Origin of the sequence: Rhodocyclus gracilis (genome assembly GCF_009617575.1) — a bacterium.
Taxonomy (GTDB): domain Bacteria; phylum Pseudomonadota; class Gammaproteobacteria; order Burkholderiales; family Rhodocyclaceae; genus Rhodocyclus; species Rhodocyclus gracilis.
In genome coordinates this window covers 73,918-92,582 of sequence record NZ_WIXJ01000006.1, presented here as the reverse complement: position 1 = coordinate 92,582, position 18,665 = coordinate 73,918, and the positions used below count along the sequence as shown (strand labels likewise).

17 protein-coding genes, 1 tRNA gene and 1 other RNA gene are annotated in these 18,665 nt (G+C 64.7%); 15 read left to right on the top strand and 4 right to left on the bottom strand.

From position 1 onward, the window contains the following. Positions 1-85: 85 nt before the first annotated feature. From frdA to GHK24_RS09560, 5 genes are all read left to right on the top strand, one after another. Entirely contained in the window at positions 86-1,939 is a 1,854-nt protein-coding gene (gene frdA / locus GHK24_RS09580) for a fumarate reductase (quinol) flavoprotein subunit (protein ID WP_340666161.1), read from the top strand. Then, positions 1,939-2,694 carry a succinate dehydrogenase/fumarate reductase iron-sulfur subunit gene (locus GHK24_RS09575; RefSeq protein WP_153472614.1) on the top strand — a complete coding sequence of 252 codons (756 nt, stop codon included), beginning with the start codon at positions 1,939-1,941 and terminating at the stop codon, positions 2,692-2,694. The genes frdA and GHK24_RS09575 overlap by 1 nt, the downstream gene beginning before the upstream one ends. Next, entirely contained in the window at positions 2,691-3,128 is a 438-nt protein-coding gene (locus GHK24_RS09570; RefSeq protein WP_153472612.1) for a fumarate reductase subunit C, read from the top strand. The genes GHK24_RS09575 and GHK24_RS09570 overlap by 4 nt, the downstream gene beginning before the upstream one ends. Beyond that, on the top strand, positions 3,125-3,517 hold the full coding sequence (gene frdD, locus GHK24_RS09565; RefSeq protein ID WP_153472610.1) for a fumarate reductase subunit FrdD: 393 nt from the start codon (positions 3,125-3,127) through the stop codon (positions 3,515-3,517). The genes GHK24_RS09570 and frdD overlap by 4 nt, the downstream gene beginning before the upstream one ends. A gap of 245 nt (positions 3,518-3,762) precedes the next feature. After that, a complete protein-coding gene (locus GHK24_RS09560) occupies positions 3,763-4,680 on the top strand; it encodes a flagellar brake protein (protein ID WP_153472608.1) in 918 nt (305 codons plus the stop codon). 36 nt (positions 4,681-4,716) lie between these two features. On the opposite strand, the gene ssrA is transcribed toward GHK24_RS09560, so the two are convergent. After that, positions 4,717-5,041: a transfer-messenger RNA gene (ssrA, locus tag GHK24_RS09555) on the bottom strand. 231 nt (positions 5,042-5,272) lie between these two features. Here ssrA and GHK24_RS09550 point away from each other — a divergent pair. From GHK24_RS09550 to pgl, 7 genes are all read left to right on the top strand, one after another. Continuing rightward, entirely contained in the window at positions 5,273-6,064 is a 792-nt protein-coding gene (locus GHK24_RS09550) for an amino acid ABC transporter substrate-binding protein (protein ID WP_153472606.1), read from the top strand. An 82-nt stretch (positions 6,065-6,146) separates the two neighbouring features. Next, entirely contained in the window at positions 6,147-6,800 is a 654-nt protein-coding gene (locus tag GHK24_RS09545) for an amino acid ABC transporter permease (RefSeq protein ID WP_153472604.1), read from the top strand. A 4-nt stretch (positions 6,801-6,804) separates the two neighbouring features. Continuing rightward, positions 6,805-7,557, top strand: a complete 753-nt coding sequence (locus GHK24_RS09540) for an amino acid ABC transporter ATP-binding protein (RefSeq protein WP_153472602.1) — start codon at positions 6,805-6,807, stop codon at positions 7,555-7,557. A 127-nt stretch (positions 7,558-7,684) separates the two neighbouring features. After that, a tRNA-Arg gene (locus GHK24_RS09535) sits at positions 7,685-7,761 on the top strand. A gap of 256 nt (positions 7,762-8,017) precedes the next feature. Continuing rightward, positions 8,018-9,046 carry a phosphogluconate dehydrogenase (NAD(+)-dependent, decarboxylating) gene (gene gnd / locus GHK24_RS09530; protein WP_153472600.1) on the top strand — a complete coding sequence of 343 codons (1,029 nt, stop codon included), beginning with the start codon at positions 8,018-8,020 and terminating at the stop codon, positions 9,044-9,046. Further along, positions 9,043-10,425 (top strand): glucose-6-phosphate dehydrogenase, encoded by a 1,383-nt coding sequence (gene zwf / locus GHK24_RS09525; protein WP_153472598.1) that lies wholly within the window; start codon positions 9,043-9,045, stop codon positions 10,423-10,425. The genes gnd and zwf overlap by 4 nt, the downstream gene beginning before the upstream one ends. Positions 10,426-10,472: 47 nt before the next feature. Continuing rightward, positions 10,473-11,198, top strand: coding sequence for a 6-phosphogluconolactonase (gene pgl, locus GHK24_RS09520; RefSeq protein ID WP_194286407.1), 726 nt, complete (start codon positions 10,473-10,475; stop codon positions 11,196-11,198). Here pgl and rlmD read toward each other — a convergent pair. Then, positions 11,172-12,467 carry a 23S rRNA (uracil(1939)-C(5))-methyltransferase RlmD gene (rlmD, locus tag GHK24_RS09515; protein ID WP_153472594.1) on the bottom strand — a complete coding sequence of 432 codons (1,296 nt, stop codon included), beginning with the start codon at positions 12,465-12,467 and terminating at the stop codon, positions 11,172-11,174. The genes pgl and rlmD overlap by 27 nt on opposite strands. Before the next feature lie 401 nt (positions 12,468-12,868). On the opposite strand from rlmD, the gene GHK24_RS09510 reads away from it, so the two are divergent. From GHK24_RS09510 to thrC, 3 genes are all read left to right on the top strand, one after another. After that, complete coding sequence (locus GHK24_RS09510) at positions 12,869-13,081, top strand: hypothetical protein (RefSeq protein ID WP_153472592.1); 213 nt, start codon at positions 12,869-12,871, stop codon at positions 13,079-13,081. A gap of 271 nt (positions 13,082-13,352) precedes the next feature. Continuing rightward, positions 13,353-14,084 carry a diguanylate cyclase gene (locus GHK24_RS09505; protein WP_153472590.1) on the top strand — a complete coding sequence of 244 codons (732 nt, stop codon included), beginning with the start codon at positions 13,353-13,355 and terminating at the stop codon, positions 14,082-14,084. A gap of 225 nt (positions 14,085-14,309) precedes the next feature. Beyond that, the gene (gene thrC / locus GHK24_RS09500) at positions 14,310-15,752 is read left to right on the top strand and encodes a threonine synthase (protein WP_153472588.1); all 1,443 of its coding nucleotides are present in this window, start codon (positions 14,310-14,312) and stop codon (positions 15,750-15,752) included. 71 nt (positions 15,753-15,823) lie between these two features. Here the strand turns inward: thrC and nadC are convergent, their stop codons facing one another. After that, complete coding sequence (gene nadC / locus GHK24_RS09495; RefSeq protein ID WP_153472586.1) at positions 15,824-16,681, bottom strand: carboxylating nicotinate-nucleotide diphosphorylase; 858 nt, start codon at positions 16,679-16,681, stop codon at positions 15,824-15,826. 219 nt (positions 16,682-16,900) lie between these two features. After that, complete coding sequence (locus GHK24_RS09490; protein WP_153472584.1) at positions 16,901-18,526, bottom strand: NAD(P)H-hydrate dehydratase; 1,626 nt, start codon at positions 18,524-18,526, stop codon at positions 16,901-16,903. Between the last annotated feature and the right edge of the window lie 139 nt (positions 18,527-18,665).

The window sequence follows — 18,665 nt, the reverse complement described above, 5'->3', positions numbered from 1 at the left end:
GTGCTTCGCCTTCCTCTCGCGAGCGGCTAAGATGGCGGACGCGGTGTCTGGTACCGCGCTCAGGCAAGATTCAAAAGGAGCAGACGTGGAAATATTCAAGGCCGACGTGGTCATCGTCGGTGCCGGCGGTGCCGGACTGCGCGCGGCGATCGCCATTGCCGAGGCCGATCCGGCGCTCACCGTGGCGCTGGTGTCGAAGGTCTATCCGATGCGCTCGCACACGGTTGCCGCCGAGGGCGGTTCGGCCGGCGTCGTGCAGGCGCACGACAGCCTCGAGCATCACTTCAACGACACCGTTTCCGGCGGTGACTGGCTGTGCGAGCAGGACGTCGTCGAGGATTTCGTCGCCCGTTGCACCGATGAGATGGTGCAGCTCGAACACTGGGGCTGTCCGTGGAGTCGCAAGGAAGACGGCCGGGTGAACGTGCGCGCCTTCGGCGGCATGAAGATCGAGCGCACCTGGTTTGCCGCCGACAAGACCGGCTTCCACATGCTGCACACGCTGTTCCAGACCTCGCTCAAGTACCCGTCGATCCGCCGCTTCGACGAGTATTTCTGCGTCGATCTGGTGGTCGAGGACGGGCGCGCGCAGGGGGTGGTCGCCATCGAGGTCGCCTCCGGTCGCTTCACGCTGATCGAGGCCGGGGCGGTGATCATCGCCACCGGCGGCGCCGGCCGCGTCTTTCGCGAGAACACCAACGCCGGCATCGTCACCGGCGACGGCATGGCGCTCGCCTACCGCCACGGCGTGCCGCTGCGCGACATGGAGTTCGTGCAGTACCACCCGACCTGCATGCCGGGCACCGGCCTGTTGTTTACCGAAGCCTGCCGCGGCGAGGGCGGTTTCCTGGTCAACAAGGATGGCTACCGCTATCTGCAGGACTACGGCCTTGGCCCGGCGACCGACACACCGCGCAACAAGGCGATGGAGCTCGGTCCGCGCGACCGTCTGAGCCAGGCCTTCTGGTACGAGGAGCAGAAGGGACGCACGCTCGCCGGCAAGCACGGCAGCTACGTGAATCTCGACCTGCGGCACCTCGGCGAGAAGAAACTGCGCGAGCGCCTGCCGCAGATCTGCGAACTGGCCGAGGAATTCCTCGGCATCGACCCGGCGCACTCACCGATCCCGGTACGGCCGGCGGTGCATTACACGATGGGCGGCATCCTCGTCGACGGCCAGTGCGCGACGCCGCTGCCCGGCCTCTACGCCGCTGGCGAGTGTTCGAGCGTCGGCATCCACGGCGCCAACCGGCTCGGCTCCAACTCGCTGGCCGAACTGTGTGTCTTCGGCAAGCGCGCCGGGCTGGCTGCCGCGGCCTTCGCGCGCAGCGCGGTGCCGGCCGCTGGCGACACGCTGCTGCGCCAGGCGGAAGCGGCGCGCCAGCGGGCGCTGGCCTTGCGTGCGCGCACGCCGGCGGGTGGCCACGGCGGCCGCGGCGAACGCATCGCCGTGCTGCGTCAGGAAATGGCGGCGACGATGGAAGCCGGCTGCGGCATCTACCGGTTGGCCGAGAGCATGCAGGCGACCTGCGACAAGCTCGCCGAACTGCGCGAGCGCTTCGCCAACGTCGTCGTCGAGGATAAGTCGAACGTGTGGAACAGCGACTGGCTGCTCGCCATCGAGCTCGACTACCAGCTTGATGTGGCGCAGGCGATCGCGCATTCGGCGATCAACCGGCGTGAGTCGCGCGGCGCGCACCAGCGCCTCGACGGCTTCGAGGCGCGCGACGACGCCAGCTTCCTCAAGCACACGCTGGCGCACTACGTTCCGGGCGGGCCGCCGCGCATCGACTATGGCGCGGTGAAGATCACCCGCTTGCAGCCAGCGACGCGCGCCTACGGCGCCGCCGGCGAGCAGGCGGAGAAGATGGCGAAGGCAGAAAAAATGGAAAAGGCCGCCGCGCAGGCGGCCGGCCATGCAGCAGACGGGAAAGCGTGATGAGCACGAACGAGAAGACCATCGAAATCGAAGTCCTGCGCTACCGTCCCGAGCAGGACGCGGCGCCCTTCCCGCAGACGTACGTCGTTCCCTTCAGCGACGACATGTCGGTGCTGCAGGGGTTGCAGTACATCAAGGATCACCTCGACGGCACGCTGTCGTTCCGCTGGTCGTGCCGGCAGGCGATCTGCGGCAGCTGCGGCGTGATGATCGACGGCATCCCCAAGCTTTCGTGCAAGAGCTTCCTGCGCGATTACGCCGGCAAGGGACGCGTGCGTGTCGAGGCGTTGGCGAACTTCCCGATCGAGCGCGATCTGGTGATCGTCATGGACAGCTTTGTCGAGAAACTCGAGAGCATCAAACCCTACATCATCCCGAAGGAGCCGCGCCCGCTCAGCGCCGGCGAATACCGGCAGACGCCGGCGCAGCTCGACGCTTACGCCCAGTACAGTTCCTGCATCAACTGCCTGCTCTGCTACGCGGCCTGCCCGCAGGTCGGCCTGAGTCCGGACTTCGTCGGCCCGGCAGCGCTGGCGCTGCTTTTCCGCTACAACAGCGACTCGCGCGACGGCGGCGCCGCGCAGCGCATGCCGGTGGTCGGCGCCGAAAGCGGCGCCTTCCACTGCACGGCGGTCGGCTACTGCTCCGAAGTCTGCCCCAAGGGCGTCGATCCGGCGAGCGCGGTCAATCAGGCCAAGGGCGCCAGCGTGCGCGAGTATTTTCTGGGCTTTCTTGGCAAGGGAGGCGGCAAATGAGTGCATCCGATCCGCGGCCGGCGGCCCGCCCGGCCAATGATCCGCGCCGCCCCTACGTGCGGCCGATGGCCGGCTGGTGGCAGCGCAACCCGTTCTTCGTCCGCTACATGGCGCGCGAGGGCACGGCACTGTTCGTCGCTGCCTACGCGCTGATCCTGCTCGTCGGCCTCGTCCGGCTGGCGCAGGGCGAGGCGGCGTGGAACGGCTGGCTGGAGGCGCTGCGCAGCCCGGCGTCGATCCTGCTGCACGTCGTCTTCGTTGCCGTCTTCGCCTTCCATACCGTCACCTGGTTCGAGGTGCTGCCGAAGACGATGCCGCCGCTGATCGTCGGCGGCAAGCGCGTGGCGCAGTCGGCGATCACCGCCGGCGCCATCGCCGTCGCTGCTGGCGCGAGCCTCGCGCTGTTCGGCATTGTCTGGGGGCTGACGCGATGAGCCATTCCACTACTCCGGGTCGTCCGGCACAAACGCGGCGCTCGCCGGAGCCGATCTTCTGGGCGCTGTTCGGCGCCGGCGGCATGCTCTCGGCGCTGATCGCGCCGATGCTCGCCTTCATCACCGGCATCGCCGTGCCGCTCGCCTTCCTGCTGCCGGCCGACGCGATGAGTTACCGCAACATGCTGGCGCTGGCGCAGAACCCGATCGGCAAGGCGCTCCTGCTTGCCGTCGTCGCCTTCTTCTTCTGGCACGCGGCGCACCGCATCTTCCACAGCCTGCACGATCTGGGCATCCAGGCCGGCAACGGCGCGCGCGTCGTCTTCTACGGGAGCGCTTTTGTTGCGACGCTGGTGGCCGGGGCGGCCTTGATGCTTATCGGTTTCTGAGCAGCGCGTTCTCCTCGCTGCATGGGGATCGGCGGCGTGTCTAGTGTCGGTCCGGTCGCGTCGTTGGGGCGGAAGCGTCGGGGATTTATCGCGTAGCCCCGCTGTCGATGGGAAACTGGGCACGCCAATTCGCTAGAATACGGAAATGACATGTGTTTCGAGCGGCATTGCTTGGGCTGTCGGGCCGCAGGCGCGCCGTGCTGGCGATTTGGCAATAAGAAAAATTCCCGTCGGAGCGGGCAGTAATGAATCGAATTCCGATCCAGAAAAGTGACATCACCATCGGCAAGGCCTTGCCGTGGAACGTGTTTGATCCGCAGGGCAACCGCGTTGCGGCGATTGGCGACATCATCCACACACGCGAACATGTGCAGTTGTTGATTTCGACGAAAGCCTGTCGTGATCAGCCCGTCGAGCCGTCGGACGACGAGTTGAGCGACGAGGAAATCACCGGCAGTAATGGCAAGCAGGAAAATACCTTCACCTTTGAGGCCATGAAACTGAAGGTGGGCGATCGCTTGCAGATTCAGCCGCCGCAGCGCTTGGCGGTTGATCGGGTGATCGTGCGGCTGATCGGCTATACGCCCAACCAGAGCCTGCTCGTCAGCGCGCCCCGCGAATCCAGCGGTCTGCGCATGCAACTGGTGGAAAACGACAAACTGGTGGTGCGGGTATTCACCAGCCAGAACGCTTTTGGCTTTCCGGCGACGATACTCAAGATCATCAAGATCCCGTACGAGTATCTCCACTTGTCTTTCCCCTACGAGGTGAAGGGCGTCGTCATCCGCACGGCCCCGCGCGTCAAGACAAAAATCGTTTGCTCTGTTGCCAACGCGGCGGGAGCTAACGACAGCGACGACAATATTTCCGGAATGATCGTCAACCTCAGCGCCAAGGGGGCCTTGCTGGCATCGCGTCGCGCTATCGCCGAAAAGGGAGAGTCGATCAAACTGGCGTTTCGCGTCAGTCTGCACGCGATTGATACGGTGCTGAGTATCAACGCCGTCGTGCGCGCACAGTTCGTCGAAGACCCCCCGGCCAATGGGAGCGTGCCGTTGGTCAATCATGGTCTGGAGTTCGTCGATCTCTTACCGAACGACACGCTGATTCTGCAGAGCATGATCTATCAGCAGATGATCGAGCAGCCGCATACGGTGCTCTAGCAGACTGAACGTTGGGCTTGGAATTGGGCCTGGAATTGACGACGGGGACCGAAGTCCCCGCCGGCTTTTCTTTGGTAACAAGGCTCAAGCAGCCTCGGCAAAGGCCTTAAGCGGCGATTGCGAAACGCTCATCGTTGGCGTTTAGAGATTTGCTTCATTAACGTCGATCGCCTGACGAGTTGCCTGCTCACCTTCGCCCGCCCTGTCGAAGCCAGTACACCCCCACCTAAACGCACTCCGGTGCCTTTAGGTGGAGGTGGCGGGAATCGAACCCGCGTCCAGAACGCCTCCAGATTGCCGGAATTACAACCATCCTAGGATTATGGGGCCGAACCCGCCGCTATTCAAGGATTCAGCGAAGGTTTTCGCGGGTGCGGGCGCGGCGGCGTGCCGTTGCCCGCAAACCCTCGTGCCGATGGGCGCTGAAAGCCACTTGCAGGAACCCGAAATCGTCGTGGCAGCGTGCGTGTGGCGGTTGAAAACGGCGTCTTTTAAGGTGACAATTCAGCCCCTTATCCGTCACCGGGCATGCCAGATGTCGTCTGGCTGTGCCTTCATCCAGTCTGTTGATTTTATTGGGAAGCGTAATCGCATGAAAAAAACACTTTCGATGTTGGTGCTGGCCCTGGCGGCGGGTGTGGCCTTGTCTGGCTGCGATAAATCCGAAAACGCGTCGGCAGCCAAGCCGGCGGCGGTGAGCAAGATCGTTGTCGGTCTCGACGACAATTTTCCGCCGATGGGTTTCCGTGACGAAAAGAACACCCTGGTCGGTTTCGACATCGATCTCGCGCGCGAAGCCGCCAAGCGTCTGGGGGCGGAAGTCGAGTTCAAACCCATCGACTGGAATGCCAAGGAAGCCGAGTTGAACGGCAAGCGTGTCGATGTGCTCTGGAATGGCCTGACCATCACCGAAGAGCGCAAGGCCAACATCGCCTTCACCACGCCTTACCTGGAAAACCGGCAGATCGTCATCGTCACGGCCAACTCGAAGATCAAGGACAAGGCCGGGCTGGCGGGCAAGATCATCGGCGTGCAGGAAGGCAGCAGCGCCGTCGAGGCGATCGAGAAAGATGCCGCCACGGCCAAGTCGTTCAAGGAACTGAAGAAATTCGGCGACAACGTGACGGCGCTGATGGATCTCTCCGCCGGTCGTCTCGAAGCACTTGTCGTCGATGAAGTGGTTGGTCGTTACTACATCGCCAAGAAGCCAGGCGAATATGTCGTGCTCGACGAAAACTTCGGCACCGAAGAATACGGCGTCGGCGTGCGCAAGGACGACACCGAACTCCTCGGTAAGCTGCAAAAGGCGCTCGACGAGATGAAAAAGGACGGCTCTGCTGCGCGCATTTCGACGCAGTGGTTCGGCAAGGATATCGTCAAGTAATCCTCGAAGTATTCTCCTCTCTACCGAAACAAGGCTTCACACGGGCCGAACCCTGGGTTCGGCCCGCTGACTAGGCAGGCCCATGGACTATTTCACCGCAATACTCGGGCCTCTGCTGAACGGCACGGCAGTCACCTTACAGGTGTTCCTGATCACGCTGGCACTCGCCGTGCCTCTGGGGCTGGGGCTTGCGCTGGTGCGCGTGTCGCGCTTCCGCACCGCCAGCGGCATTGTCAGCGGCTATATCTGGCTGATGCGCGGTACGCCGCTGATGCTCCAGATGCTCTTCATCTACTTCGCGCTGCCCTTCGTGCCTGTCATCGGCGTGCGTTTGCCCGATTTTCCGGCAGCCATTGCTGCCTTCACGCTGAACTACGCTGCCTATTTTGCCGAGATCTTCCGTGCCGGCATCCAGTCGGTCGGCCGTGGGCAGCACGAGGCGGCGCAGGTGTTGGGTCTCTCGTATGGGCAGACCATGCGACGCATCGTTCTGCCGCAGATGGTCAAGCGCATCCTGCCGCCGATGAGCAACGAGACGATCACGCTCGTCAAGGACACCTCGCTGATTTATGTGTTGGCGATGAACGACCTGCTGCGCGCCGCGCGCGGCATCGTTCAGCGCGACTTCACGACCATGCCGTTTGTGGTCGCCGCCGCTTTCTACCTTTTCATGACCCTGGTGCTAACCTGGGGCTTCATGCGCCTGGAAAAGAAATATGCCGTCTACGACGACTAGCCCGATGATTTCGGCGCAGGGCATTCACAAGCGCTTCGGCAGCACCGAAGTGCTGCGCGGCGTTTCGCTGCACATCGACAAGGGCGACGTCGTTGCCGTCATCGGCCCTTCGGGTTCCGGCAAGAGCACCTTCCTGCGCTGTCTTAACCGCCTCGAAACCATCGACCGCGGCCGTATCGATATCGAGGGCGAAACGCTTGTCGATACCGACGCCGGTGGCGTTTGCCGCTATGCTGCCGACGCCGACGCGCGCCGTATCTGCCGCAAGATGGGCATGGTCTTCCAGCAGTTCAACCTCTTTCCGCATTTCACCGTGCTACAGAACATCATTGAGGCACCGGTGACGGTAAAGGGGCTGACGCGCGAAGCGGCCATCCCGCCGGCTGAGGAGTTGTTGCGCAAGGTTGGGCTCCTGCACAAGCGCGATGCCTATCCTTCGCACCTCTCGGGTGGACAGAAACAGCGCGTCGCCATCGCCCGTGCGCTCGCCATGGAGCCCGACATCATGCTCTTCGATGAGCCGACTTCGGCGCTCGATCCGGAGTTGACCGGTGAAGTGCTGCGCACCATCCGTCAGCTGGCTGAAGAGCACATGACGATGATCGTCGTCACGCACGAGATGGCTTTTGCGCGTGATGTGTCGACGCGAGTCATCTTCATGGACGGCGGCGAGATCGTCGAAGAGCGGCCCGCAGCCGAGATGTTCGCCAGCCCGGCTCATCCGCGCACGCGCGCATTTTTGAATCATTTGGCATGATTTCAACGCTCGCTGCGCTTTTTTGCAGAAAAATCGCAGCGGGGGCTTGAGCAAGCGAACTTCCCTCGCTATAATGCGCAGCTTCTTGACGCAGCAACGCGAAAGCGAAGTTGCTAAAGAAAACAGCGCGCCCGTAGCTCAGTTGGATAGAGTACTTGGCTACGAACCAAGGGGTCGGGCGTTCGAATCGCTCCGGGCGCGCCAATGAACAAGTAACAGGCTGATTTCGAAAGAAATCGGCCTTTTTGCTTTGGTGCCGTCCGTTGCGGTGCTACCCAGCCCTGCTACACGCCAGCGCCACTCTTGCCGCTTGCCTGAGTGCCAGCCAAGTCCCACCTGCAACTTCTTCGCCCAATAACCGGTCCGAACTCCGAGACGGCGGTTGTGGCGCGCCGCCGCGAGCGTGCGGCACATCGCCGGACGTGTGCCAAGGCGCCCGTGGGCGCGAAGGGGCGGAGCGATGCAGATCGGCATGATCGGTTTGGGGCGGATGGGCGCGAATATGTGCCGGCGCCTTTTGCGGGCAGGACATGAATGCGTGGTCAATGACCACCATCCGGGCAATATCGAACGCCTCGTCGGCGAGGGCGCCACTGGCGCTGCGTCACTCGCCGATCTGGTCGCGCGTCTGCAGAGACCGCGCTGCGTCTGGATGATGCTGCCGGCGGCGGTGGTCGAGGAGACGGTCGGGGCACTCCGTGGCCTGCTCGAAGCCGGCGATGTCCTCATCGACGGCGGTAACTCGCCGCACACCGACGACATCCGCCGCGCAGCGGCGCTGGCGCCTGATGGCATCCATTACCTCGACGTCGGCACCAGCGGCGGCGTCTGGGGGCTGGAGCAGGGCTATTGCCTGATGATCGGCGGCGACGCGACGGCGGTGGCGCGGCTCGATCCAGTCTTTCGCGCGTTGGCGCCGGGCATGGGCGCCGTGCCGCGCACGTCTGGCCGCGACCATGCCCCCAGCCGCGAAGAACTTGGCTATCTGCACTGCGGCGCCAGCGGCGCCGGGCATTTCGTCAAGATGATCCACAACGGCATCGAGTACGGACTGATGGCGGCGTATGCCGAGGGCTTCAACCTCCTGCGTCACGCCAACAGTGGCAGCGTCGCCCGTCAGGCCGACGCCGAAACGGCGCCGCTCGACGATCCGGCGGCCTACCAGTACGACTTCGATGTCGGCGCGATCGCCGAACTGTGGCGACGCGGTAGCGTCGTCCGATCGTGGCTGCTCGATCTGTCGGCGCAGGCGCTGGCGCGCGATCCCGAGTTGTCCGGTTTTGCCGGGAGGGTTTCCGATTCCGGCGAAGGACGCTGGGCGCTGAAGGCGGCTGTCGATACGTCGGTGCCGGTGCCGGTATTAAGCGCCGCGCTGTTCGGGCGCTTCGCCTCGCGCGGCGAGGATGTTTTCGCCAACCAGCTACTGTCGGCGATGCGCAGCGAGTTCGGCGGCCACGCCGAGGCGGCGCACCCGTCTGACCACGCATGAGCGCGCCGCTGTGCGACGCCGTGGTGCTCTTCGGCGCCACGGGCGATCTGGCGAAGAAGAAGATTTTCCCGGCGCTGCAGCAGATGGTGCGGCGCGGCACGCTCGACGTACCGGTGGTCGGCGTGGCGCGCGGCGGCTGGGATCTCGAGCGCTTTCGCACGCATGTGCGCGAGACGCTGGCCGCAAACGAGAACTTCAACGAGGCCGCCTGCGCCCGCCTTTGCGGCTTGCTGCACTTTGTCGGTGGCGACTACCGCGCGGCCGATACCTTCGACCGTCTGTGTGCGACCTTGGCCGGCGCGCAGCGGCCGCTCTTTTATCTGGCGATTGCGCCGAGCATGTTTCCTACGGTCGTGCATGGCCTCGGCCAGTTAGCGTGCGCCAAGGGCGGGCGCGTCGTCGTCGAAAAGCCCTTCGGCCGTAATCTGGCGTCGGCGGTCGAGCTCAATCGTACGCTGCACGAGGTGTTCGACGAGTCGGCGATCTTTCGTATCGACCACTACCTCGGCAAGGAGCCGGTGCAGAACCTGCTCTTCTTTCGCTTCGCCAACGCTTTTCTCGAGCCGATCTGGAACCGCAATTATGTCGACAGCGTGCAGATCACGCTGGCCGAGTCGATCGGCGTTGCCGGGCGCGGGCGGTTTTATGAAGAGGTCGGTGCCATCCGCGATGTGGTGCAGAACCACTTGTTGCAGGTCGTCGCCAATCTGGCGATGGAGCCGCCGGTCGGCAGCGGCAGCGAATCGCTGCGCGACGAGAAGGTGAAGGTGTTTCGCGCCATTCGCCCGCTGAGCGGCAACAGTCTGGTGCGTGGCCAGTATCGCGGCTATCGCGACGAGACCGGCGTGGCGCCCGATTCGCGGGTGGAAACCTTCGCGGCGATGCGCATTCACCTCGATTCCTGGCGCTGGCAGGGCGTTCCTTTCTTTATTCGCGCCGGCAAGGAGCTGGCGCTGACGGCGACCGAAGTGGTGGTCAGCCTGCGTCCGCCGCCGTACGAGGTTTTCCCGGAAATGCTGCCGACGCAGGCCAACTACCTGCGCTTTCGCCTCGGCCCGCGCGAAGTCGCCATTGCCATCGGCGCACGCGTCAAACGCCGTGGCAGCGAAAACATCGGCGACGACATCGAGTTACACGTCTTCAATATGCACGAGGATGAAATGGACGCCTACGAGCGCCTGATCGGCGACGCGCTGAAAGGCGACGCAACGCTGTTCGCGCGGCAGGACGCCGTCGAAGCGGCGTGGCGTATCGTCGATCCGGTGCTCAGCCGGAAGACCCTGGTGCGCGACTACGAACCCGGCAGCTGGGGGCCGGCCGAAGCCGACGCCATGATCGCTGCCTACGGCGGCTGGCGGAATCCGCAGGCGGCAGAGTGAGCGGCGCGGCTGACAGCGCCGATTCTCGGGCCGGCCCTGCACCAGCCGTGTCCGCCGCGTCGTTGCCGCGCGAGGTGTATGCCGATGCGGCGGAACTCGCCCAGGCCGCTGCCACCGAGATCGCCGCAGCGGCCGCGCAGGCCATCGCCGAACGTGGCCAATTCCTACTCGCCCTGAGCGGCGGGCAGACGCCGCAAGCGATGCTGCGCGCGCTGGCCGTGAAGCCGATCGACTGGTCGCGCGTGCATCTGTTGCAAGTCGACGAGCGAATCGCCCCACTGGGTCACTCGGCGCGCAACCTGACGCAACTCCAGGAGACGCTGCTGGCGCACGTGCCGATTCCGGCAGCGCAGGTGCATCTGCTGCCGGTGGACGCCATCGACCCGCAGGCAGCGATGGCGGCGTGCGAAGCGCAGTTGCGGCAGTTGATGGGCGATCCGCCGCAGCTTGATCTCGTGCAACTCGGACTGGGGGGCGATGGGCACACAGCCTCGCTGCTGCCGGGCGATGCGGCGCTTGACGTGACGGGGCAGGCGCTGGCCGTGAGCGCCTGCTACCAGGGCTGGCGGCGGATGACGCTGACGCGGCACGTCATCAACCGCGCGCGACGCGTGCTTTGGCTGGTGAGCGGCGCCGATAAGGCGGCGGTGCTGGCGCGCTTTGTTGTGGGTGACGCAGCGCTGCCAGCGAGCCGCATCCGGCGGGAAAATGCCCTTCTGCTGTGCGATGTGGCCGCCGCGGGCGACTTAGCCGCGCTCGAAGAGGGCGATTGATTCGACGTGCGAGGTGTGCGGGAACATGTTCACCACCCCGGCGCCGCGCAGGCGATAGTTTTTTTGATGCACGAGCACGGCGGTATCGCGGGCCAGCGTCGAGGGGTTGCACGAGATATAGACGATCCGCCGTGGCGCATCGTCACCGAGCGATTTGACGACCTCGATCGCGCCTTCGCGGGGCGGGTCGATCAGCATCTTGTCGAAATGTCCGAGGGCAGCGATGGACTCCGGCGTCGCTTCGAACAAGTTGGCGACGGCGAACTGCGTCGTCTCGGCCAGGCCATTGGCTGTGGCGTTTTCGCCGGCACGCTGCACCAGTTCGGCGTTGCCTTCGACGCCGACCACCGTTGCGCCCGAGCGTGCGAGCGGCAGCGTGAAGTTGCCCAGGCCACAAAAGAGGTCGGCGATACGCTCGCCCGGTTGCGCGTCGATCAGCCTCAGCGCGCGGCGGATGAGCACGCGGTTGATGGCGTGATTGACCTGCGTGAAGTCCGTCGGCGCGAAGAAGTGTTCGATGCCTGATTCCGGCAGCGTGTAAGACAGCGCGGGCGCAGCGTCCGGATGGAATCGGTACGCCGAGCTTGGCCCCTTCGGTTGCAGATAGATCACCACGCCGTGCGTGTCGGCAAACTGGCGGATCAGCGCCTCATCATCGGGTATCAACGGCGCCAGAATGCGCAGCACCAGCACCGTGACCCGTTCGCCGACAGCCACTTCGATCTGCGGCAGGCGTTGCGAGATCGACAGGCGTGCGATCAGGAGGCGCAAGGGCACGATGAGGGCGGAGACGTGCGGCGGCAGGATCGGGCATTCCGTCATCTTGGTGACATGGCTGCTCTTGCGCTCGTGAAACCCCACCAGCACCTTGCCGTCCGAACGCTGCCATACCGAGAGACGCGCTCGCTGGCGGTATCCCCAGGCGCTGCCGTAGATGGCGGGGAACAATTGCTCGGCCTTCGTTTTGCCGAGAAAGCGCAGGTTGTTTTCGAGGACGCGCTGCTTGGCTGCCAACTGCGCCGTCGCGTCGAGATGCTGCATGCTGCATCCGCCGCAGGAGCCGAAGTTCGGGCAGCGCGGCGGCACGCGGTTCGCCGAGGGGCGCAGGATGCGTTTGACGCGGGCGATTTCGTAGTTCGATTTGACGCGATAGCTGGCGAATTCGACACGCTCACCGGGCAAGGCGCCCTCGACGAAGATCGTTTTGCCGTCCGGGCGGGCAATGCCGCGCGCGTCATGGTCGAGGGATTCGATGATTCCGATAGGCATGGCAATTCCTGGTCTGCGTGGGCGCTGGCGTTGTCACCGCCCGGCTCAAATGCGAAAGGGCGGATTGTAGCGAGCAGCGGCGCATTTTCAATGCGTTGTCTTTGGCGTGAATCCCGGCGTGAGAGGCTGGAGTCGTCGCGGGCCCTCGCTCGTTCGCTGGCGCTTCGCGAGCGTGGCGGGGCACTCAAGCGCGGGCATTTGTGCCCGTTCGGCGTGCGCGCGCGCCTTTTACCCGTGAGGCATTGAGTGAATGCCGTGGGGATTTATGCGCAAAGTTGAGACCTACCCCCTCTGCGGAAATCGGAGTAAGATTCCGCGCTGACTGACGGAGACGTCGGTCATGCCGACGTTCGCGTCGGCCGGTTTGTAGATTCATCTTTTTGTCGATAAGGAATTCAAAAATGAAAAACTCCCTCCTGGTTGCCGCCCTGATCGCCGTTGCCGTTTCCGCTTGCGACAAGAAGCCGGAAGCTCCGGTTGCTCCTCCCGTTGCTCCTGCTGCCGCTCCTGCTGAACAAGCTCCGGCTCCTGAACAAGCTGCTCCGGCTGATGCCAAGCCGGCTGACCAAGCTGCTCCGGCTGACCAAGCCGCTCCGGCCGACGCCAAGAAGTAATCAGCGCCGCGCAAGCGGTCTGATTCGGCGGCTTGTCTCACGCCGCTGTCAAAAAGCCGACCTTCGGGTCGGCTTTTTTGCGTCTGTAGGCCGCCCGTGCTGCGTTTTTTTTGGGCGTTCCGATTTTGCTTTTTGATATAAAAAAATATAACAAAAACAATTTATTGCAGATTATTTGGAGAATTTACTGCAAGCCCCTTAAGTTTCGTTTCGTCGTGCCGTAAGCGTCTCATAGCGCCGCCATTCGGCCGGCACTGACGGGAGTTCCGCCGTGAATCACGCAAGCCAACCGCTGACCCACACCAATCGCCACGCTTCGCCGCGTTTGCATCGGCGTCATTTCGCCAGCGCGCGCATGATGCCGCATGGGGTTGCCGAGTCGGCGTGCACGGCGTGGGTGGCGCCGCAAACGCTCGCTGCGCTGCCAGCGACCGTGGTGCGCGATGCAGGGATGTTGGAGTTGCTGGCGGCGGAAATGCGCATCGCCGATCTCGAAAAGGAGCTTCAGGAGGCGCGTGCCATGGCCTGCACCGACCCGCTGACCCGTGCGGTGAATCGGCGAGGTCTCGAAAATGCCTTCCAGCGTGAATTGGCGCGAGCCGAACGTAGTGGCGAGGCGTTGAGCGTCGTCGTCTTCGACGTCGACAACTTCAAGCGCGTCAATGATGAACACGGCCATTCGCTCGGTGATCGTGCTTTGCAGCATCTGGTCTCGGTGTTGCGTGAGGCGATGCGGCCGACCGATGTGATCGGCCGTATCGGCGGTGAAGAATTCGCGCTGCTGCTGGTCGGCGTGCAGGGTGAAGAGGCGCAGGCAGCGATGACGCGTCTGCAAGGCACACTGGCGGCGCAGCCTGTGCCGGAAGCCGATTTCTCGCTGACGGTCAGCGCCGGCGTCGCCACGCATGTTGCCAACGAAAGTCTGGAAGCCCTGTTGGCCCGCGCCGACACCGCTGCCTATGTAGCCAAGCGCAGCGGCAAAAACTGCGTCGTCCGCGCCTGATCCGTAGCGCATAGTGGCTCCACGGCGTCGCCTGCCGTATCAAGTTCAGTCAGCGTCGCTGACGCCCGCGATCTCCTTCCCCGCTGTTGTGCCCAAGGCCTTTCGTCAGTTGCCGATGAAGGGCTGCTCCGGACGCTTCCCGGCGGACTAGCGGCGTGATGGCGCACGGGTCGGCGTGGTAGACTCCCCGCCTCCCGCAACCTCTGCCCGGCATTCCCTTACGTCATGCGCTATCTGTCGACCCGTGCGTCCGCGGCATCGTCCGCCTCGAGCAAGTCTTTTTGCGAAATCCTTCTTGGCGGTCTGGCGCCCGATGGCGGCCTCTACCTGCCGGAAACGACGCCGCGTCTGACGCGGGCCGAACTCGACGCCTGGCGCACTCTGTCGTATCCCGATCTGGCGTTTGCCGTCCTGTCGAAGTTCATCGACGACATTCCGGCGGACGATCTGAAGGCGATCACGGCGCGTACCTATACGGCCGAAACCTACGCCTACGTTCGTGACGGCGGCGACGCCAGCGAAGTGACGCCGCTGCGCTGGCTGGAGCCGGGGCTGGCGCTGCTTGAGCTGTCGAACGGGCCGACGCTGGCCTTCAAGGACATGGCCATGCAGCTTCTTGGCGCGCTCTTCGAATACGTGCTCGAAAAGCGCGGCGAGGAAATCAACATTCTCGGCGCCACCTCGGGCGACACCGGTTCGGCGGCCGAATACGCCATGCGCGGCAAGCGTGGCGTGCGGGTATTCATGCTCTCGCCGCACGGGCGCATGAGCGATTTTCAACGTGCGCAGATGTATTCCCTGCAAGACGAGAACATCGTCAATATCGCCGTGCGCGGCAATTTCGACGAGGCGCAGGATATCGTCAAGGCTGTCTCCGGCGACGCCGATTTCAAGGCGCGCTATCGCATCGGTGCGGTCAATTCGATCAACTGGGCGCGGGTCGCGGCGCAGGTCATTTACTACTTCAAGGGCTATTTCGCGGCGACGAAGAGCAACGACGAGAAGGTGTCCTTCGCTGTGCCGTCAGGCAATTTCGGCAATATCTGTGCTGGCCACATCGCCCGCCTGATGGGCCTGCCCATCGATACGCTGGTGCTGGCGACCAACGAGAACGACGTACTCGACGAGTTCTTCCGTACCGGCGTCTATCGTCCGCGCAGCGCCGCCGAGACGCACACGACGTCGAGCCCGTCGATGGACATCTCCAAGGCGTCGAATTTCGAGCGCTTCATCTACGAACTGGTGGGTCGCGACCCGGCAGTAGTACGTGCACTGTGGGCCGAGGTCGACGCCGGTCGCGGCTTCGATCTGTCGCAGACGCCGTATTTCCAGCGCATCGCCGAATTCGGCTTTGTCTCCGGCAGCAGCACGCACGCCGATCGTCTGGCAACGATCCGCAAGACCTGGGAACAGTACGGCGTGATGGTCGATACGCATACGGCCGACGGCCTCAAGGTCGCTGCTGCGCATCGGCAGGCAGGTGTGCCGATGCTGGTGCTGGAGACGGCGCAGCCGGTGAAGTTCGAGGCGACCATCGTCGAGGCCCTCGGCTGTACGCCGCCGCGCCCGGCAGCCTTGCAGGGGATCGAACAACTGCCGCAGCGTGTGACCGTGCTCGATGTCGACGTCGCGGCCGTCAAAGCCCTGATCGTCGAACAGCTCGGCTGAGGGGCAGAGGGGCTGACGCTGCGGCGTGGTGCGGCGCGGCGGGCGTCTCGCCCGCCGCCGGGGCCCGCGTCTTAGTCGATAAAACGCATCGACAGATCGAGCGCGCGCACGTCTTTTGTCAGCGCGCCGATTGAAATGCGATCCACGCCGGTCGCTGCGATGGCGGCGACGGTAGCGAGCGAGACGTTGCCCGAGGCTTCGAGAATCGCCCGTTCCGCCGTCAGGGCGACGGCTTCGCGCATCATCGCCAGCGTCATGTTGTCGAGCAGGATCATCGTTGCGCCGGCGTCGAGGGCTTCGCGCAATTCGTCGAGATTTTCGACTTCCACCTGAATGAACTGACAGCGCTCGCCCGCCTGTGCGGCGACGTTTTGCGCCGCGCGTAGCGCCGGGGTGATGCCACCGGCGGCGGCAATGTGGTTCTCCTTGATCAGGATTGCGTCGTGCAGGCCGAGCCGGTGGTTATCGCCCCCGCCGCAGGCGACGGCGTATTTCTGGGCCCGCCGCAGGCCGGGCAGCGTCTTGCGCGTATCGACGATGCGCGCACGCGTTCCGGCAACGGCATCGACGAATTCGCGTGTGCGCGTCGCAACGCCGGAGAGCAGTTGCAGGAAATTGAGCGCGGTGCGCTCGCCGGTCAGCAGCGCGCGGGCCGGGCCGGTGATCTCGCACAGCACATCGCCAGCGGCGACGTGTTCGCCATCGCGCGCGTTCCAGCGCACGCTCACCCCGCGGTCGACGGCGGCAAAGCTGCGCTCGAACCATGCCGTTCCGCACAGCACCGCCGCTTCGCGCGAGACGATGCGGGCGTGCCCCACGCGATCAGCGGCGATCAGTTGCGCTGTCAGGTCGCCGGCGCCGACGTCCTCGTCAATGGTGGCGGCGACGTTGCGGTCGATTTCGGCAAGGGGGGGCAGGACGGGAATCATCGGTGGCTCGTAGGCGGTTTTCGGATGGTGCCGGTTCGGGAGGCGGGGGCGTGCGTTTCTTCAATGCGCCGGGCGTGTCCTTCGCCAACGGACGGAAAGGGCAGTGTGCTACAAGCGCGCGTGAGTGGCGCGAATTTTAGCACCGCTGCGCCCCCGGGCGCGCCCGGGGGCGCGCGAGCGGAGAGGTGCTGCCAGCCGCTTCAGCCGCCTGCGGGCATGTCATTCGGCGCCGGCGCACCAGCGGTTGAAGAGGTGGCGGGCGGCGTCGATGGTTTCGCTCGCCGTCAGGCCAATCGGGCCGATCCCCGCTTCGGCGAGGCGGTCTGCGGCGGCGCCATGCAGGTGCACTGCCGCCAGCGCGGCTTCGTCCGCCGGCCAGCCTTGGGAGAGCAGGGCGACGAGGATGCCACCCAGCACATCGCCCATGCCGCCGCTCGCCATCCCCGGATTGCCGGTGGTGTTGATGAACCAGCGGCCGTCGGCCAGTGCGACGACGCTGCCGCTGCCTTTGAGTACGACATGCGCGTTGAAACGTCGGGCGAGAGCGGACGCTGCGGCGATGCGGTCGCTTTGTACCGCATTGATCGACGATGCCAAAAGTCTGGCGGCTTCGCCCGGATGTGGTGTCAGCACCGTGGCCGCCTGACGCGAATGCACCCTCGCGGCGAGTGCGGGATGCGTGGACAGAAGATTGAGCGCATCGGCGTCGAGAACCAATGGAACAGGCCCCCCGCAGAGCTGCCCCATGAGTCGCTGCGCTGTTTCGCCGCTACCCAAGCCGGGACCGAGCAGCAGCGCATCGGCCGTCTCTGCTGCTAGGGATGAGGCTGGGCGCAGCATGAGTTCGGGGGTGACGGGGTCGACACTGCCGAAGCGTTCGTCGAGCAGGCCCAGGTAGACGCGACCGGCCCCCAGCTTGAGGGCGGCGCGGCCAGCGAGCAGCGCGGCACCGGCCATTCCCGGTGCTCCACCGATGACGACCGCGCTGCCGAAGCTGCCTTTATGCGAATTGCGCGCGCGTGCGCGCAGATGGCGGGCGAAGCTCCGTCGCTGGATGATGTGGCCTTGGGCGGCGGGTTCAGGTGGAGGCTCGGCAGTGTTAAGCGAGATTAGAGGGGCTGACGGTGCAGAAGGTGGCTTTTCTCGTGGTGGTACCGAATCGGTTGCCGCTGCCGTTGTGCCCGGATTCGCAGCGCCCGATGTCAGGCCCAGCGAGTCGACGCGTAGCTGCCCGCAGTAGTCCGGGCCGTCTCCCGTCAGCAGGCCGGGTTTGGCGGCGATGAAGCTCAGCGTATGGCTGGCACGAACGGTCGTCGGCTGGGCGTGGCCGGTATCGGCGTTCAGTCCGCTCGGGCAGTCGAGCGCCAGCACGGGGCAGGCATGTCTGCGTGCCAAGGCGTTCATGGCGCTAATCAGTCCGGCGGCGCGCTCGCGTGGCGGTCGGCTGAGGCCGATGCCGAAGAGCCCGTCGATAATCAGCGCCCAGGGCGTGTCGTCGGGGATGGATTCAAGTAACTCGCCTCCCTCGGCAACGAACGCGACTCGCGCGGCGGCGGTGTCGTCCGGGTCTGCGCCCTGCGTGGCCGTGGCGGCAGAGGTTGTGAGGGCGACAAGGGAAACTGCGAAAAACCGCTCGCGCAGCAGGCGTGCGGTGACGAACGCATCGCCGCCATTGGCGCCCGGCCCCGCGACGATCAGGATGTGGCCACCGTGGCCCGCCAGCGATTCGGCAAGATCAGCAGCGGCGTGGCCGGCGCGTTCCATCAATCCGCTGTGGGCGGAGTCGCGCTCAAGTGCGCGAATGGCACGAACGGTCAGGATCAACTCAGTGGCGTCGGCATGCATGCGTGATACCTGCGAAGGAGGGAGGGCGAATACTGCGCCCCCGATACTAGCGAAAATGTACGCCGCTGCGGCGGTCAGCCGGGTAACGACGGCGACGATGATGGCATGCACCGGTCGCCGTGGCGACTCCTTGCTGCCC

Excerpts from the sequence above, each read along its gene's own strand:
- GHK24_RS09575 (WP_153472614.1), top strand. The coding sequence starts at position 1,939 with ATGAGCACGAACGAGAAGACCATCGAAATCGAAGTCCTGCGCTACCGT.
- GHK24_RS09570 (WP_153472612.1), top strand. The coding sequence starts at position 2,691 with ATGAGTGCATCCGATCCGCGGCCGGCGGCCCGCCCGGCCAATGATCCG.
- frdD (WP_153472610.1), top strand. The coding sequence starts at position 3,125 with ATGAGCCATTCCACTACTCCGGGTCGTCCGGCACAAACGCGGCGCTCG.
- GHK24_RS09560 (WP_153472608.1), top strand. The coding sequence starts at position 3,763 with ATGAATCGAATTCCGATCCAGAAAAGTGACATCACCATCGGCAAGGCC.
- GHK24_RS09550 (WP_153472606.1), top strand. The coding sequence starts at position 5,273 with ATGAAAAAAACACTTTCGATGTTGGTGCTGGCCCTGGCGGCGGGTGTG.
- GHK24_RS09545 (WP_153472604.1), top strand. The coding sequence starts at position 6,147 with ATGGACTATTTCACCGCAATACTCGGGCCTCTGCTGAACGGCACGGCA.
- GHK24_RS09540 (WP_153472602.1), top strand. The coding sequence starts at position 6,805 with ATGATTTCGGCGCAGGGCATTCACAAGCGCTTCGGCAGCACCGAAGTG.
- gnd (WP_153472600.1), top strand. The coding sequence starts at position 8,018 with ATGCAGATCGGCATGATCGGTTTGGGGCGGATGGGCGCGAATATGTGC.
- zwf (WP_153472598.1), top strand. The coding sequence starts at position 9,043 with ATGAGCGCGCCGCTGTGCGACGCCGTGGTGCTCTTCGGCGCCACGGGC.
- rlmD (WP_153472594.1), bottom strand. The coding sequence starts at position 12,467 with ATGCCTATCGGAATCATCGAATCCCTCGACCATGACGCGCGCGGCATT.
- GHK24_RS09510 (WP_153472592.1), top strand. The coding sequence starts at position 12,869 with ATGAAAAACTCCCTCCTGGTTGCCGCCCTGATCGCCGTTGCCGTTTCC.
- thrC (WP_153472588.1), top strand. The coding sequence starts at position 14,310 with ATGCGCTATCTGTCGACCCGTGCGTCCGCGGCATCGTCCGCCTCGAGC.
- nadC (WP_153472586.1), bottom strand. The coding sequence starts at position 16,681 with ATGATTCCCGTCCTGCCCCCCCTTGCCGAAATCGACCGCAACGTCGCC.
- GHK24_RS09490 (WP_153472584.1), bottom strand. The coding sequence starts at position 18,526 with ATGCATGCCGACGCCACTGAGTTGATCCTGACCGTTCGTGCCATTCGC.